Annotated in this window: 12 protein-coding genes; 6 read left to right on the top strand and 6 right to left on the bottom strand. The window is 38.3% G+C overall.

Annotated elements, in window-relative coordinates:
* Positions 1 to 3: 3 nt before the first annotated feature.
* Together ispG and metG are read right to left on the bottom strand one after the other, a co-directional pair.
* Complete coding sequence (gene ispG / locus IPH66_16115) at positions 4 to 1941, bottom strand: (E)-4-hydroxy-3-methylbut-2-enyl-diphosphate synthase (protein MBK7130868.1); 1938 nt, start codon at positions 1939 to 1941, stop codon at positions 4 to 6.
* 104 nt (positions 1942 to 2045) lie between these two features.
* Positions 2046 to 4106 (bottom strand): methionine--tRNA ligase, encoded by a 2061-nt coding sequence (gene metG, locus IPH66_16120; GenBank protein MBK7130869.1) that lies wholly within the window; start codon positions 4104 to 4106, stop codon positions 2046 to 2048.
* 113 nt (positions 4107 to 4219) lie between these two features.
* Here metG and IPH66_16125 point away from each other — a divergent pair, with 113 nt between their 5' ends.
* Positions 4220 to 4891, top strand: coding sequence for a hypothetical protein (locus tag IPH66_16125; protein MBK7130870.1), 672 nt, complete (start codon positions 4220 to 4222; stop codon positions 4889 to 4891).
* Between the two features lie 38 nt (positions 4892 to 4929).
* Here the strand turns inward: IPH66_16125 and IPH66_16130 are convergent, their stop codons facing one another.
* Positions 4930 to 6069 (bottom strand): hypothetical protein, encoded by a 1140-nt coding sequence (locus tag IPH66_16130; GenBank protein MBK7130871.1) that lies wholly within the window; start codon positions 6067 to 6069, stop codon positions 4930 to 4932.
* Positions 6070 to 6305: 236 nt separating this feature from the next.
* Here IPH66_16130 and tpx point away from each other — a divergent pair, with 236 nt between their 5' ends.
* The 5 genes from tpx to IPH66_16155 all read left to right on the top strand — a co-directional run bounded on the left by tpx (position 6306) and on the right by IPH66_16155 (position 10941).
* Positions 6306 to 6812 carry a thiol peroxidase gene (gene tpx, locus IPH66_16135; protein MBK7130872.1) on the top strand — a complete coding sequence of 169 codons (507 nt, stop codon included), beginning with the start codon at positions 6306 to 6308 and terminating at the stop codon, positions 6810 to 6812.
* Positions 6806 to 7342, top strand: a complete 537-nt coding sequence (locus tag IPH66_16140; GenBank protein MBK7130873.1) for a hypothetical protein — start codon at positions 6806 to 6808, stop codon at positions 7340 to 7342. The genes tpx and IPH66_16140 overlap by 7 nt, the downstream gene beginning before the upstream one ends.
* Complete coding sequence (locus tag IPH66_16145; protein ID MBK7130874.1) at positions 7317 to 8276, top strand: hypothetical protein; 960 nt, start codon at positions 7317 to 7319, stop codon at positions 8274 to 8276. Before IPH66_16140 ends, IPH66_16145 begins: the two co-directional genes overlap by 26 nt.
* 124 nt (positions 8277 to 8400) lie before the next feature.
* Positions 8401 to 10134 (top strand): gliding motility-associated C-terminal domain-containing protein, encoded by a 1734-nt coding sequence (locus IPH66_16150; GenBank protein ID MBK7130875.1) that lies wholly within the window; start codon positions 8401 to 8403, stop codon positions 10132 to 10134.
* A 42-nt stretch (positions 10135 to 10176) separates the two neighbouring features.
* Positions 10177 to 10941, top strand: coding sequence for an outer membrane beta-barrel protein (locus IPH66_16155; protein ID MBK7130876.1), 765 nt, complete (start codon positions 10177 to 10179; stop codon positions 10939 to 10941).
* 34 nt (positions 10942 to 10975) lie between these two features.
* Here IPH66_16155 and IPH66_16160 read toward each other — a convergent pair whose 3' ends face one another.
* The 3 genes from IPH66_16160 to IPH66_16170 form a co-directional block, all read right to left on the bottom strand.
* Positions 10976 to 11473: a hypothetical protein gene (locus IPH66_16160; GenBank protein MBK7130877.1), complete on the bottom strand. Its 498-nt coding sequence runs from the start codon at positions 11471 to 11473 to the stop codon at positions 10976 to 10978.
* A 101-nt stretch (positions 11474 to 11574) separates the two neighbouring features.
* A complete protein-coding gene (locus tag IPH66_16165) occupies positions 11575 to 13407 on the bottom strand; it encodes a hypothetical protein (GenBank protein MBK7130878.1) in 1833 nt (610 codons plus the stop codon).
* Positions 13407 to 17018 carry a T9SS type A sorting domain-containing protein gene (locus tag IPH66_16170; GenBank protein MBK7130879.1) on the bottom strand — a complete coding sequence of 1204 codons (3612 nt, stop codon included), beginning with the start codon at positions 17016 to 17018 and terminating at the stop codon, positions 13407 to 13409. The genes IPH66_16165 and IPH66_16170 overlap by 1 nt, the downstream gene beginning before the upstream one ends.
* Positions 17019 to 17206 lie beyond the last annotated feature (188 nt).

The following is a 17206-nucleotide window of genomic DNA, read 5'->3' on the forward strand; positions in this document are numbered from 1 at the left end:
TACTTAAACGGTCGGTTCAACCCAGTCACCATATTCTTTGATCAGGTTGATGAGCTCAGTGACGGCGTCGTCTTCATTGATGCTTTTTTTGATTACTGTTTTTTGTTTGTAGAGGTTAATTTTTCCCTTACCCACACCAACGTAACCATAATCAGCATCTGCCATCTCTCCGGGTCCGTTTACAATACAACCCATGACACCAATTTTCAAGCCTTTCAAATGACTTGTTTTAGATCTGATCTTAGCGGTTGTCTCTTGCAAATCAAATAAGGTACGCCCGCATGAAGGACATGAAATATATTCAGTTTTTGAAATACGCGTGCGGGTTGCTTGTAAAATTCCAAAAGCCGTGGATGTTGTTAACTGTGGCGTTGAACATCTTTCCGTTTCAATGAATACCCCATCGCCCATTCCGTCTAACAATAAACCACCCATATCAGTAGCTGAAAAAAGTTGGAATCGCTGATCGTCCAACCCAATATACGCTCTGTTCATCACAACAGGAAAAGTAACTTGCTGGTGCATCATCTCAACAAAAAATCTCCGCATTTCAGGCATCCAATGTTTGTTTGATGAATACAGCAAGAGCACAATTTTTTCAGACTCAGGTAATGATTTTAATTTTTTTACCGCACCCAAATCAGCCGCACTCACGCGCACAAAATTCAGCTGATCAGATTTGAGATCCGATAAAAAATAATCAACCCAATTGAACACCGGATACACTTGATTCCGCGGTTCCCAAACTGATGCATTACACAATACTCCCAGCGTGCCCGGCAATTCAAATTCAGGAATCATGCTGCCGGTATAAATGTAGTCCACCGCCTGATCTTTGATTGTCCATTTATCATCCACTTGATTGTAGATATACCCAAAAGGAAATAATTGAGCAGGTCGTAACTCAGTCTGATGTGCCAGTGAGGCTATTACAATGGGCACATGTTTGCCTCCAATATTGATTTGTGGATTTGTTTTTCTTCGTTCGTATTCAAAAGGGTTATAAGGCAAATCAAAATTGATTTCTGCAATTTCATCATGGTCATCTCGTTTTGCGTACCTATCTGCCAAAGCACGCGCTACCGGAATTTCAAACTCAGGTTCTTCAGTCAGCGACACGCGAATGGTGTCACCAATTCCGTCTTCAAGTAAAGTTCCAATACCTACCGCTGATTTTATTCTACCATCTTCTCCCTCACCTGCTTCAGTAACGCCTAAATGTAATGGATAAACCCGTCCACGATCAAGCATACGAGCAACTAATAAACGATACGCTTGCACCATAACTTGCGGGTTACTTGATTTCATGGAAATAACCAAGTTGTAAAATGCATTATCTTCACAAATCTGTACAAACTCAAGCGCAGATTCTACCATACCCAGCGGCGAATCACCATAGCGACTCATGATGCGATCAGAAAGTGAACCATGATTTGTACCAATGCGCATGGCTCTGTTTTTTTCTTTACACAACAAAACGAGTGGAGTAAATTTCTCTCTGATTTTTTTTAATTCTTCAGCATAAGATTCATCTGTGTATTCAATGTTTTCAAATTTCTTTTTGTCAACATAATTCCCCGGGTTCACACGAATTTTTTCAACGTGCAAGGCAGCTTCTTCTGCCGCATTGGGCGTGAAGTGAATATCTGCAACCAAAGGAGTATCATATCCTTTTGAATTTAATTCAGCCCGAATATTTTTCAGATTTTCCGCCTCATTCATGGATGGCGCCGTGAAACGCACCAATTCACAACCTGCTTCAATCATGCGTATGGCTTGCGCAACACTTGCCGTGGTGTTCATGGTGTCTGTAGTTGCCATAGATTGCACGCGAATAGGATTTTCTCCTCCTATACCCAATACACCAACATGAGCCGTTGCAGTTTTTATTCGGTTGTATGCCGTTAAGCTGATGCAGTAATTTTTATTTTCTGATGACATGGTATTTTTTTTGTTTTCGCTTTCTTTCCTCCCCCTTAATCCCCCTCCAAAGGGGGAAACATTGACACCCCTCCAAAGGGAGGGGGAACGAGAGGGAGGATATTTTATCTCACCTCACACCCCGCATCAAATCCATCTTCCGGAGATAAGAAACTTAATTTTCCTTCTTTATTTTCTGCCATTAAAATCATGCCCTGTGATTCAACTCCGCGAATTTTACGCGGCGCAAGATTCAATAACAGACTTACTCGTTTTCCAATAACATCTTCAGGGGCATAATGTTCAGCAATGCCTGAAACAACTGTGCGCTGATCAAGTCCAGTATCAACGGTGAGTTTTAAAAGTTTATCTGCTTTTGGTACTCGCTCTGCTGCAATTATCTTACCCACACGAATATCCATTTTCATAAAATCATCAAATGAGATATCCGTTTTCTGTTGAGCAAAATCTGATTTGGTATTATTTTCTTTTGACGCATTCAACTTAGCCACCTGTGCCTCAACAAAAACATCTTCTACTTTTTCTACTAAAATTTCCGGCAGATTCAATACATGCCCATTCGCCAATAGTTCAGCGCTTCCTGCAACTGACCAATCTAGTTCGCCAATATTCAGAAAGTGTGCTATGCGTTCAGATTTTTTTGGTAAGAACGGAGCAAAAGCCAAGGTTAAATTTGCCGTAATTTGAAGTGCAATATTCAGAATAGTTTTTACACGTGATAAATCTGTTTTTGCTAATTTCCACGGTTCCGTATCAGCCAGATATTTATTACCCAATCGTGCTAGATTCATTGCTTCAGCCTGCGCATCACGCAAACGATAACGCGTAATCAAATCATTTAACTTATCCGGAAAAGCAGATAAGTCTTTTATTACTTCTTTATCTATATCATGCAACTCTCCGCGCTCAGGAACTACACCCTGAAAATATTTATTGGTGAGCACCAAAGCACGATTCACAAAGTTTCCAAGTATGTCTGCTAATTCATTATTTACTCTGGCCTGATATTCTTTCCAAGTAAACTCGCTGTCTTTACTTTCTGGAGCTATGCATGTGAGTGTATATTTCAGCTCATCAGTTTTGTCAGGATTTTCAGCAAGAAATTCATGCAGCCACACTGCCCAGTTTCTTGATGTTGAAAATTTATCTCCTTCTAAATTCAGAAATTCGTAAGCCGGTACGTTGTCAGGCAAAATAAAATCACCGTGCTCTTTTAAAAGAATTGGAAAAATGATAGCGTGAAAAACAATATTGTCTTTGCCAATAAAATGAATGAGCTTGGTATTGCCTGTCCAATAATCTTCCCATTTTTTATTTTGCTCTTTTGCCCATTCTTTTGTGGCTGAAATGTAACCAATAGGTGCGTCTAACCATACGTATAGCACTTTGCCTTCAGCATTTGGCAGAGGAACTTTTACGCCCCAATCCAAATCACGGGTCATGGCGCGTGGGTGCAAACCACCGTCAATCCAACTCATACATTGTCCAATTACTTGTTTCCTCCATTCATTTGGAAAATGATGTCGCTGTCCATTCAATTTCCCATCTCTCAAATAATATCTAAGCCAGTCCTGATGCCGTTCCATTGGTAAAAACCAATGTGATGTCTCCTTTAACTCCGGTCTTTTTCCACTGAGGGTTGACACCGGATTAATAAGATCTGTAGGACTCAGCGCGGTACCACATTTTTCACACTGATCACCATAAGCATTTTCATTTGCACATTTTGGACAAGTTCCAATAATATACCGGTCAGCTAAAAATTGGTTGAACTCCGTGTCATAATATTGTTCAGTGGTCTTCTCAACAAAACTACCATTCGCGTTTAATTTTTTAAAATAGTCTTGCGCTGTTTCGTGATGAATTTGATTTGACGTGCGTGAGTAGATATCAAAAGAAATTTGAAAATCTTCAAAAGCCTTTTTGTTTATGGCGTGATATTTATCCACGATTTCTTTTGGTGTGCTGTTTTCTTTTTTGGCACGCAGGGTAATTGCTGCGCCATGCTCATCACTTCCGCAAACAAAAACAATATCTTCCTTTTTCATGCGCATGAACCGCACAAAAATATCTGCAGGTAAATAAACCCCCGCAATATGACCCAAGTGAAGAGGACCATTGGCATAAGGCAATGCCGCCGTAACTGTGTATTTTTGCTTGCTCATGTAATTAATGGAATAATTGCGCAAAGATAGGGGAATTTTAGAGGAATTTTGGAACCTTATTTCATTCTGGTTTGATGGGTTTCTGTATTTTTACCTTCACACGCTCAAATAAAATGATCCTCCAAACCTGGCATACTAAATTTCTCGGTCGCCCTTGTAGTGTTGAATTGCTTGACAATTACACCATACGCCGAACAAACTGGGTGAATGTAACTGAAGTTCAACTTGGGGATTTTATCACTGAATGGTTTGGATTTTCATCTGATAAAAATGAAGAGACAAAAATTCTGACTGAATTGCTTCAAAAAATTCCGGTGGAAAAAATGAATGCAGTGACAAGAAAAATTGCACTGTTTTACGCGTCGTATAAAAACTATGAAGCATGGGACATTCCTGAAGCGCGCCCTGATCAAGCGTTTTACACCGGGCCGCGCATTCCCAATCTCAATCTTGACAAACGGCGTGCAGTCAGAAAAAAATTAACCGTATGTTTGGGTGAAGCTTTTAAAGAAACTGAAGGATTCAAATTGTTTGATTACGAAGATTTACAATTCAGACAAGAAGTGCCGAATGATTCAGGCGGAGGTGATTATCTCTATTTTGAAAACAATGCAATCATCTACGGAGGTTATGACAATACCGGAAATGGTGGCCAGCAAACATTTGATGTTGAATCAGTTTATTATTGGAGTGAAGACTTGTTTAATCTGCTAACCAATCAACGCTTCACAAAAGCGCAAGCTGAGATCAGAGAAATTTTAGACAGACGTATTGCAGAAGAGTAATCTCAAAACCAGCTGTAATTAGCCAGTAAAAATCGGAATTACATCTGAACCTTCAGTGAGAAATAAGAAAGAGAGTGACCAATTGGTCTGAAATCAAATGCCAATTTGCCGGTGCTGTTTTTACAAATTTCAATGAGCCCTTGACCCGGTTTGAATTTTTCTCCGTCAGATAATTTTTGCAATTGCTTTTCATAATTGCGTCTTCCTTTTCCTTCAGTCAGTTTGGCAATAGATTCAAGGCGCTCTTTTAAAATGATACTCTGACTAACCGGAATAAAATTACCTGTATTGATTTCATATTTGCCCGGAGTTTTTTCAGCCACATAGAAAACTCCTTCTCTTGAACCGTTCATCTCTTTTGCGTGTTCATTGATGTTTTCAAGCATTTCCATCAATAGGGTGATCACCTTTTTCATTACCACTGCATCTTCAGCTTTTAAATGCAGATTGTTTTCAAATAACTGAATGAGTGGTAAAATAGATTCTTTCGTGAAATCACCTTTTTGCAAAAGCACTATTTTTTGACGAGAGAGAATTTCATAAATTTTCTGAGCAGGTGCAATGCTGGTTTCTTTTTCAGTAACCGGACCCGCAAAGTTAGATGGTAGTGCATTTACTTGAAAAAAGAAGTTTGATAAATCAGCCCCTAAAGAATCAAACAAATACGTTGGGGCGGTACCTGATTTGCGCGCCATTTCAATAAGTCCTAAACCTGCGCCGCCTTTTTCAGAATGACCAGTGCCGGTAAAAACTTGCAGGTATAATTCTTTTAATTCATCTTTTGACAATGATTTCAAGTGATCAATATTCTTTGCTAAGCGGTCACGGTCAGCATTACGCACAATATTGGTAGTAACTAAATGGTGAACATGGTTGTGATTGCGCAGTAAAAACATTTCAGGAATGTCGTATCCAACAGCGTCTTTAGATTCTTGATTAGCATGTCGAACGATATTTTGAAAACATTCAGCAATTAAAAAAGAAATTTTCTTGCGGTTAGATTTCATTTCAAATTTACCTGCGTCATTGAGATCCATGAGGATAGAAGTCAGCACATCATCAAACACACCCATATAAACCAAAACATAGGCATCACGTGAGAGCATTTTATACAGGTCGTACGCACTGAGCGGACGTTCGAGCGCTGCTATTTCTGTGAGGATATTTTTTCTAACCACAGGAACAAGTTTTTGAGAGAAGTGCCGAATGTAATAAAACTTTCTTTCATTCTGATATTCAATTTGTTTTTTAACACAAAGGATTTCATCCTGTTAATTGGATGATCCGCTTTTGACAGGGAGGCAAATCAAAAACTCCGCGCAGACAAAGGGCGCAACCTGTAACCATGTAACATCATGACTAACGCTGATCTGTCTCATAAAACCTGTATATTTACGCCATATTTAAAACACTTATGGCAACAATATCATTAAAGGGAGAGCCTGTAACAACGAGCGGAAACATTCCGGCAACAGGTTCAAAAGCTAAAAATTTTTCATTGGTAAAAACAGATTTAAGCAAAGCCACACTGGATGAATTTACCGGCAACAAATTAGTGCTTAATATTTTTCCAAGTATTGACACCGGCACCTGCGCCATGTCTGTGAGACAGTTCAATAAAATTGCTTCAGAATTACCAAATACAAAAGTGCTTTGTATTTCACGAGATCTTCCGTTTGCAATGAAGCGTTTTTGCGGCGCTGAGGGTCTTGAAAATGTGATTAATCTTTCTGATTTTGCCACCGGACAATTTGGAATTGATTACGGTTTGAGAATTACCAGCGGAAAATTGTGTGATTTGAATTCCCGCGTGGTGATTGTGGTTGACGCTAACGGCACAATTCAATATGCAGAACAGGTTCAGGATATTGCCAACGAACCTGATTATGACAAGTGCATTGCTGCAGTAAAAGCATGCTGAAAAAAATCTCTATTACATACGCATTACTCGCGTTAGTTACAGGGCTGGTCACCACCTTTATGCAGGTGCAACCGGCCCTGTTTTTTATTGATTTACTTACGGGATCTGATAATAAATTCCCCTTAAAACTTGTAGCGCTACTTACCGTTTTAGTTTTAATGTTGCCCATGCTCATTGTAGTGGTTATAGTGAATTTAACTACATCCGGTGAACGGGATTATTTGCCCAACTTGACACTAAAATCGGGTATTTTGGTGAAACGAGAAAAAAATCTGAGCGCTGCAGTTTATCCCTTTATGGTCATGATCAATGGTGAAAAAAAATCTGCCATTTCAAATGGTAAATCAACTTTTGTTGAATTAATTCCGGGCACATATAAAGTATTTATAAAAACTTCAGGAAAAAATTCTGCCGTATTGGATATCGATGTCAAAGAAAAAGAAATAATCCACCTCAAATCCGGATATCATACTGATACTTTCAAATCCTCGTTATATTTGATGCATGATCAAGAAATTGATGCTGTTTAATTTTTGCTTCACGATTTTCTTGTTTCTGTTTTTAAGTCAATCATCATTTGCAAAAGATCATTTGAATATTGTTATCCAAAAAATCATTTCTCTGCCTGAAATTCCGGGCGCCTCAGGCATTGAGCACGTTGGTGGTTTTTATTATATCACAGGTGACAATTCTCCATTTTTATTCCAACTCAATGATGAATTTATCATTCAGAAAAAGATTGCAATTTATGCTGACAGTGCTGCTGTAAATGATACGCTGCCCAAAAAGATTAAGCCAGATTTTGAAGCCATGACACCGGTACATCATACACCGCCATTTGATCTTTATATTTTTGGATCTGGTTCTAAGAGTCCGGTCAGAGATATTTTGAAACGCGTTGACTTAGATGATCCAAATAATTCAGACACCATTTCACTGGTTTTATTTTATGAAAAACTTGTTGCCCTAACGGGTGATGAACTCAATATAGAAGCCGCTTTCTGCACGGCTGATGAACTGCATCTTTTCAACAGGGCAAGTAATAAAGTGTATGTTGTTAAGTTGAATCAATTTGAAAAATTTCTTTCGTCAGGTGACTTGCCTGAAGTTTCAGTGCTTGCATTTCAGTTGCCATCAGTACGTGGTATTCATTGTGGCTTTTCAGGGGCATGTTTGATGCCTGAAACCAAAGCCGCAATTTTTACCGCATCAGCTGAAAATACAACCGACTGGATTGCTGATGGTGATGTGCTTGGTAGCTATATTGGTATTATTGATTTTTCAGCAGCAGATCCTTCTGCTACCATTGAATTTATTGAAATTCCCTTTAAAGAATCAAACAAAATTTCAAAAGTTGAGTCTGTGTGCATTCGCAAGATAAAAGGTAAATCCATTGAAATATGCATGGTGGCTGACAACGACGATAGGGGTTCAGAACTCATGTTGGCTGAAATTAAATTCTAAGAATTGTCAACCATTGATTTGTTCTCATCGTTATGTGAGTATATTTGATTCATCTCTGTTGTCTTCAAAGATTTTTATCCAAAAAATCTGAACTAAATATCAGCAAGAGATAAAAACAGAACGTATGAAATACTGCAATTTCTTTTTTGTTTTTTTGGCCTTAATTCCGGCAAGTGTTTTTGCCGGACCGATTTGGACGGCGCAAAATTCAGGCACATCACTATATCTTACCGATATCGAATATGTAACGGCAACCACGGCATATGCTGTTGGATACAATGGTAAAATTTTAAAATCAATTGATGGAGGTGTAACTTGGAATGAACAAACAAGTGGAGTAACCCAGAATTTGTATGATTGTCATTTTTATGATGCTAATAAAGGATGGGCTGTTGGTGAAGGTGGTATTATTTTAAATACCGTAACTGGCGGTTTAAGTTGGACCACTCAATTCACCTACACCCCGGTTACATTTTACCAGATGGATATGATTGGCACACTGGGAGGTGTAGCAGTTGGAAAAAATAATTCAACCGGATATGTTGCAGCCTATTATACCACTACCGGCGGAGCTTCATGGACATCAATGAATGTACCTTTGCTTGCCAGCACAATGTTTGACGTGGTTACCATTGACGCTACCACCGTGCTTGCGTTAGGAAATAATTTTCTCTATCGTACTACTGATTCAGGTTTGAATTGGGATCTTATTACTTTACCAACATCTGAATTAACTAACCGAATTGAAATGGCTGATAACCTCAACGGATGGATTTGCGGTAATAATGGATTGGTATTACATACAACTGATGGTGGTTTGAGCTGGGTTGTGCAAAGTCCGCCAACTAGTAACAATCTGAAAGGAATTTGTGCACTGGATGATCAACATGTTTATGTATGCGGAACCAACGGAAGCATTTTGTCAAGTGGTGATGGTGGCTTAACTTGGGTAGTACATGACACTCCCAACTCAACTGAGTTGGCTTCAATCAGTGTATTTGATTATGCATCCGCTTTGTCTTGCGGTGACATGGGAAATATATTAAAAATGGAACCTCTCTCAGATTTGGATTTGCAAGTTTATTCAGGCGTTCAGGGCGCTTGTCCAAAATCTTATATTGAAGTAAAAGTAGAAGTTAAAAATAACAGCAGCACACCCATTACTTCAGGCAATTTCATTGTATTGAATGGAATTACAGAGGTGATCAATTTCTCATGGTCAGGCAATGTTGATCCCTATACAACAGAACAAATTTATTTGGGTGAAGTATTAATCAGTGACAACAGTATTTTGACCATTAATTATTCCGGAGATGATATTACTGATAACAATTCAATTGTTCAACCCATCTCATTGATTCAACCTTCAAATTATGGCGTAAATGGCCCGTTCACAATTTGCCCCGGTGAGGTAGTTGATTTATTTGCTTGGGGAGGCAATAGTTTTTACTGGTTTAATGCAACGCCTGACAGCACTGCGCAGGCTCAACATCTCTATGTTTACTCTGATAAAAAATTTGTTGTTCGCATTGAACAAGACACATGCACCATTTTTGATACTGTATATGTTGATGTGGAAGATGGCGGTATTTGTGGTACTAATTCTTTCACGCCAAATAATGACGGTGTAAATGATTTCTTCTTTATAGATGGTATTGCAGATACGGCAAACTATGTTACTATTTTTAGTCGTTGGGGTGATGAGCTGATGTTCTTTGAAAATTATGACAACACCACGGTCTATTGGAACGGTAATAACTATGATGGATTAGAATTACCTGAAGGAGTTTATTACTACACGCTGGAATCAAAAAAAGATGGTGCCCTCACAAAAGGATGGGTCTATATTCTGAGATAAATTCTCTGCTTATCTTTGCATTATCATTTTTACCTATTCTTCATGAGAAAAGTTGTTACCACCTTGTTCGCCGCTTTCACCAGTCTGATCTCTTGCGCACAATTCTACACCGGACCTGAACTTGGATTTAACGCCATCATGTTGTATGAAGACGGCTTGGGAAAACACTATCAGCCCGGCTGGTTTACAGGTGGCATGGCAGAATACAAATTCAATGATTATTTTTCATTAAGAAGCGGCATTTATTTTTCACAACACAAACAATACAACAGCACTAAAGACACCAGTCAATTTGAGGTGTTTGGATTTGATCCTGAAGATTTAGGTTTATCCGGCGTTGACTTCTCTGTTTATGCAAATACACGCACCACCATTTCTCAATTCGGGATTGAAGTTCCGGTGCTTGCTTCATTCAATTATTATGGTGTGTCAATTTTTGCCGGGCCGTATTTCCATTTTATGACGCACGCCTGGACAAAAGAAATAAAAGATACTCATATTCCTTTTTTACAGACATTCAATATTGATTCTCTTGATCCCACAGGATTTCTTTCATTTCTCTTTCCACCTGCAGAATCAAGTAGTTTTTCAGAATCAAGCTCCAAAGAAAACTTGCGCGTAGTTGATTACGGACTGAAATTAGGCGCTGCTTATTCAGTTGATGGATTCATGTTTAATTTGTACTATACATTGGGAATTCCATCCTACTTAACTACAGACGAAAATGGACCAAACCATTCTTACTTCACTACTTCAATTGGTTGGAAATTCGGTTTTAAAAAGAAAGGACAAAGTAGTTTGCAGTAGAATAATCATTTGTTTTGAGTAAAAATTCTCTTGCTCAAATTTCACCAAGCACTGCCTCTGCAAAACAATTCAAGCCTTCAATACACAATCGTTCACCTAATTTAGAGGGCAAAGGAATTACCTTTTCTTCTCCGTTAATTTTATAAACTAATCCATTGTCACGAATAGCAAACGGTAGATTTTGTCTTGAAACCAGATCATAAATTTTTACCGGAACATGACTAGTTTTTACTATAGCCAAAACACTTTGATCATTAAACCCGTTGGCTTGAGTAATACGTCGGTATGAAGTGATAATGCGCACATCAATCTCTTTTCCTGAAGGGGTTACAAATTTTACAGTACCTAAAAAATGTACCGTTTCAGAACCCCAAGTATGTGCTAATTCACCCTTTGTATCAGGCTCAAGGCCTGCAGCATATTCCCAGAAAACAATGGTGTCAGCTTCAGGTGAAATTTCATCTTGCGCGAATAAAGATGCATTCCATAGCGCACAGAAAACAAAAAATATGAAACCAATTCGTTTATCCATTTTGATTTAGAAAGTTGAGTGTAATAAAACAACCGCTACAAAACTATACGAAAAACTTTAGAAAAGGTTGAGAACGATGCAATTAATCAGTTATAGTATGCTTAGAAACTATAATTCAAATTAATGAAAATATTCATTTCATGTCTTGTTGGATCAGCTGGATCAATAGCCAAACGCTGCATATAATTTGCATTGCATGAGAGATTAATTTTGCCCGCTTTTTCATTGCTGATTTTAGGCGCGTAGGTAAAAGTTAAACGGTGATTAAAAACATTGCTCATCACCACACCATCACTGTATTGACGATTGTAGGTTGACCCAAATGTAAGGCTGGATTTTTTATCAAATAAACTCTTCTGAAAATTTAGTGTGGGACCTAAAAATGTATTTTCATTACTTGGTGAATATGTACGATTCACATTGCATGCAACCGTAAAACTTGCCTGAATACTTTTTACGGGTTTGCTGTATGATGCGTTAGCTGAATGAATATCAGTAGGCACCCCGGGTTCAATACCCGATATGCCCGTGCCAAAAGCACCGGCTTCATCAATGCTGCCGGCAAGACTGGTAGATTGCTGAAAATTATACATCAACTGAATGATGTTTTTATTTTCTCCTTTTCCAAAATTCCATGAGGTCATGCATGATGCACTTTGCGTAAGCTGATAAAAATTCATGGTGTCAGCCGGCGCATAATAAAATGGATCTGTCACCGGACGATTTTTTGTAAAAGTGGAAAAATTGGAATAGGTTGCGTTCATCATCCAAGCTGCACTTGGCGCAAACGAAACATTTAAACTACCCACCCACCGTGATGTTGTTGCAGATTTATCACCACTCAGATTGTTGCGCTGAAAGCCTGTATTGGCACCAATATTCAACTTCTTATTAAACAATGAAAAAGACGGACTCAGCGTATAATTATTCAAATCATTGTTGAAATAATATCCTCCCAACGTTTTATAACCGGGATCAATGTGTTCAAAATTGAAACCAATACTCATCCATTTTGCTTGATATTTTAGTGCTGCCTTGTAGGCTTGAAAAAAATCGGTGGTAGAATTTGCAGACACCAATGGATTTAAAAAACTCATTGCTGACGCTTTATCCGAACTGTTTTCGTCAAATAAATTATGTGTTAATGCTGATAAGGCATATTCAGCCTCAATAAAAAATTTTTGAAAGATTGTTGCCTTACCATTTAAGCTCATCACAAAATTATCCTGCGGTTTTATTTGAGAGTTCAATGGAATAAATGGCAAAGAGGTTGTATTGTCTTTTCCTTTAAATAGAATAAGCGTACCTCCATATCCTTTATTTTCATATCCGCATTTGATCCCATAACCCATTCTGCCGAAAACTATTTCATTCAGGTTATCATCAGTAGCATTGTATTCTATTGCCTTATTTAATCGCCCTGCCATTAAAGATATTTTCCATTTTCCAGGGGTCATTTCAACTCCTCCACCTAAAAATAAATGACCTGTTAATGTGTAAGGTGAAAAATTCATGCTGGTTAAACCAAGCGTTGATTTGATCCATTTATAACTAGGATTAACTGATGTTCGGTTGAACGGTTGGGTGAATTTTCCTCCCTGGTTAGAATAGGTATATGAAAATGGAAAAGACATGTCAAGAATTGAAATATTCAAGTTGCCCGTTGCATACCAAGCAAAAGGTTCCCTGCTTGGAAAATCTATTCCTGATGAAAAATAGGTGATGGTATTGAATGCCAATCCACCGCTCACTTTCAGCATTTCTTTGGTGCCAATTTTTTCAAGATTTTGTGCCCATGATGTGGTGCTTATGAAGATGAAAAAAAAGCAAATTGCAATTTTATACCTAGATGAAATCACAACAACATATTTCAATCTCTCCTTGTTGAGACAAAGTAAAACACTGCGCAAATTTCTGTCAGAAAATAACACCACTATCGCGCAAGTATGAAGGTAACTGATCCGCTATCGTATTCAGAAATTACTTTCAATATGTAAGTTCCGTCAAGTACTGATAGATCAAGAAAAACATCTTGAGATATTTGCAAAGATTCATCGTACTCTTCAAAGAAATAAGTGTTACCCAACATATCTTGCACCACCATGGCAGCGCGTTGTGATTGATAAAACTCAACAGTTACAGTAAAGTTTCCGGTTGTTGGATTCGGATAAAATTCAATACTTTTTATTCCGTTCAAATTATACTGCGTTGCTGCAAGCGAATCAAATGGTGATGCATAAATTGTCTTACTCAATTCAACCAAACAATCGCCATAATAGGCCAACATTGTAATGATGAAGGTACCGGTATCAGGCAACAAAATCATTGGACTATGCGGATCACTATTGATTAACATGATGCCTGATGGAATATTCCATTTTGTGCTGTCCGTTGGCGGCATGCTCACATCAATAATTACTACCGTGTCTGTTTCATAATTATAGGTAGAGAATAAAAACGATGGCGTTGGTAAACTGCTGCTCTCATCAATGGCAGCGTGAAAAGTATAATTGCATTGAAGAGAATCATGAACCAGAATTGTATAATTTCCTTGAGACAAATTAGTAAACACCGGAGAAGTCTGATAAGAGATTCCTCCATTAATAGAATATTCAAATGGAGTAAAACCACTCAATGGATTTCCAACAATTTGTCCGTTAGGATTATTACCACAAGGTTTAAATCCTTCAAATACAATTTCAGGATAAGGGGGAATATTTATGCGCATCGTATCTGTTCCGACACAACCTCCATCAGCAGTTACCGCAACAATGGCCATGGTATCAATACCACCAATGAAGTTGGTTGTTTGCCCGTCGGTTCCATTATTCCATGAATATGCAGCCCCCGTGAGTGAGCCCGTGTGTGATGCCGTAACCGCAACAATTTCTTCATTACAAATCAGCAAATCACTTCCGGCCGAAACTAAAATTTCATTGGTTAAATCTATAAAAACACTATCGGTTCCAATGCATCCATTTTCGGGATTATACGAATCAAGATAATACCATCCGGGTTGATTAACCGAAACCGGATCAGCCCCAAGATTTGTGGTAGCATCAGACCAAGTCAAAACAGCACCTGAGCTTAGAGAAGCACCATCCAAAAATATTTGTGTTACTGAACAGTTCAATGCTGAATCTGCCGGCGCATGTGCATCAGGAATGTTCTGAAATTGCGAAACAATAAATGATTGAGAATTGGTGCAACCCGTAGTGATTTCCGTGGCAAACAAATAATAGGTTCCGGGTTGTGTAATTTCAATTGAGCCACCAAAAAATAACGAGGTATCCGCATTGGTGTATTCAACTGTAGAATTTGGAGTTGGTGAGTACGCAGAAAGATTTAATGTGTCATTAGCACAAGTCAAGATATCAAGCGCCGTACTTGAAGGTATAGATGAATAACCGGTAAGGGCAATTTGGGGAATGATGAAATTGTTTGTGACGAGTAATGCGGATTCACTCATGCAGCCATTCAACAAATCTGTTACCTGACACATATATCCTCCAACTGCGTCAACAAAAATTGGGTCAGCAAACATGGCTGAATCCACCATGCGCATCCACTCAACTGTAGTGTTTGGAGTTGAGCTTGCTCCATTTAATGATAATGAGGTAGTAGCACAAGTAAGTTCGTATGGTGGAGCTGGGAGAATCAATATTGGTTTAAGTGTATCCATATATACCGTTACCGTATCATAGTTTGCACACCCCAGCGGACTAACAACTTTAAACACATAATCATCTGCTTGAGTAGCGATGTAAGTTTGACCCGGTATGCTTGGATTTGGAAATGGCTGCAACCATTCATAGCTCACAACAGCACTGTCAGAATAGCCAAATAAATCAACTCCTGTATCTAATGTGTAGCAGGTTATTCCTTCATCAGTGCCTGCATTAATATGAGGAATTGGATTGGAGTGAATTGCTAATGACATGGTATTAGATTTCACCAGAACATCATTGTTTTCAAGCTGTCCATGAAAAGTACTATAAGGAGTAACCGATAATACACCGGGCATAAAATTTGAAAGTATTTGAATGTTTACAGAATTTGCACTTGAAAAATTCAAGGTATCACTTAAGTTTTCATTACCTGTCACACCAATGTCAATTCCTTGGCCGCTATACTCCCAAACATATCCATCTGCATATTGAACTGTTGGTATAGAATAGGTAATAGTTTGCCCCGGACAAACGGTAGTGTCAAAAACATTAAAGTTTTTTGCATCAGCCGGTTCAAGGCAGAATACGGCGATGCCTGATCGCGGTTCTCCACTGCTCATGACGCCAATATCAGCCGTGGTTAAATCGTCATCTGAAATGAAAAGTAAATTATCTACAACCCAAATGTTTTCATAATGAATGCTGTCAAAAATAGCATCAGTTGCTATAGTATTTCCGGCGAAAGAACTTGCATTTGGCCCCACCTTTACCTGACCATTGGTTAAGAAAAAAGGCAAGCTTGGAGAATCATCAGACACATCTCTAGTGTAGTAGTAATAATTCTTGTAGGTACTAATACTGTTTTTTCTATTTAATGATGAAGAATACTCTGAAATAATTGTAGTTCCAAACAATAATGAATCAGTGACTGCATTGCGCACGCTTGGACTGCTATAATTATCATATAAATAGAGTAAGATACTGTCACCGAAAAAAGCAATATCATTTGAAACGCCCTGCGCACAACCACATTCACTTGTTGATTCGTAGCCTTTTGGTGGAAATGAACTGTCAAGAGTTCCATCTAAATTAAAGCGCACCAAAGCGGCTGTCAAAGAAGGCATAGAATAAGGAATCATTTCTCCAACAGCATATAGTTTATGGTGAGCATAGTGAATTTTGTAAGCGCCGGTTGCGCCATAATTATTAAATATCGCCAAGTTAGTATTGGTAGTAATTTTTACCGCAGCAATGCCAGAAGGTCTACCATCAGATGGATTGACATTATTATTTATTCCATCAAAATCTCCAGCATAGAAAAGAGTATCATTGCTAATATCCATGCTGCGCACACCGCTTACATCAGCCGGAAATGCTCCAATAGTAAGCTGAGGATTCCAGAAGCTCATCATATAGTTATTTGGTGGGCCACTGGAAAGTTTGGTCGTGGTTAGTTTAGCAATTCCTTTTCGGGTGTAATTAGAACCATCAACATTTATATTGTTGAAATTTCCACCTAAATACAAATTTATGGTATGCGTAATAGGCAAAACGAAAGAAGTTGTAACGTAACATTCCACTTGATAAATATCTCCGTCAACTGCTTGAACAGGGTTATAATTGGTCCCTGACTTCACCTGCAACGTGGATTTATCAATGAATGCAATCTTATTACAAGGTATCGAATTCACTGAGCTAAAATCTCCTACTATTACATAACAATTCAAAACTGGTACATCTTCAATATCAAAAATTGATTTCCCTGGATCAAGATTCAACGTTGGAGCAACTAACTCCTGCGCATGCATTGCGCTATTCTTCTCAGTAAAAAAGAAACAAAGCAACAAACAGAAGTTCAGTATGATGGTTTTGTACATAAAAAATTTCCAAGCCCGCAAAAATAGAAACACCATCTTAATTACCAAACCATTGTAAAAGTTTTAGATGGATGTTTCGCTGAAAATTCAGATGTATGTAGCAATTCAGGTGCAAAAAAAATTTTTATCCCCGTATATAGTTATCCCTAAGTGTCGCAAAATAAATGTTTTATAAACTGAAAAACCAT

It is taken from the genome of Crocinitomicaceae bacterium, assembly GCA_016708105.1.
Lineage (GTDB): Bacteria > Bacteroidota > Bacteroidia > Flavobacteriales_D > Crocinitomicaceae > JADJGJ01.

Bases quoted from the DNA above. Each gene is read 5' to 3' on its own strand.
- IPH66_16140 (MBK7130873.1), top strand. From the start codon at position 6,806: ATGCTGAAAAAAATCTCTATTACATACGCATTACTCGCGTTAGTTACA.
- ispG (MBK7130868.1), bottom strand. From the start codon at position 1,941: ATGTCATCAGAAAATAAAAATTACTGCATCAGCTTAACGGCATACAAC.
- tpx (MBK7130872.1), top strand. From the start codon at position 6,306: ATGGCAACAATATCATTAAAGGGAGAGCCTGTAACAACGAGCGGAAAC.
- IPH66_16150 (MBK7130875.1), top strand. From the start codon at position 8,401: ATGAAATACTGCAATTTCTTTTTTGTTTTTTTGGCCTTAATTCCGGCA.
- IPH66_16160 (MBK7130877.1), bottom strand. From the start codon at position 11,473: ATGGATAAACGAATTGGTTTCATATTTTTTGTTTTCTGTGCGCTATGG.
- IPH66_16145 (MBK7130874.1), top strand. From the start codon at position 7,317: ATGATCAAGAAATTGATGCTGTTTAATTTTTGCTTCACGATTTTCTTG.
- metG (MBK7130869.1), bottom strand. From the start codon at position 4,106: ATGAGCAAGCAAAAATACACAGTTACGGCGGCATTGCCTTATGCCAAT.
- IPH66_16125 (MBK7130870.1), top strand. From the start codon at position 4,220: ATGATCCTCCAAACCTGGCATACTAAATTTCTCGGTCGCCCTTGTAGT.
- IPH66_16155 (MBK7130876.1), top strand. From the start codon at position 10,177: ATGAGAAAAGTTGTTACCACCTTGTTCGCCGCTTTCACCAGTCTGATC.
- IPH66_16170 (MBK7130879.1), bottom strand. From the start codon at position 17,018: ATGTACAAAACCATCATACTGAACTTCTGTTTGTTGCTTTGTTTCTTT.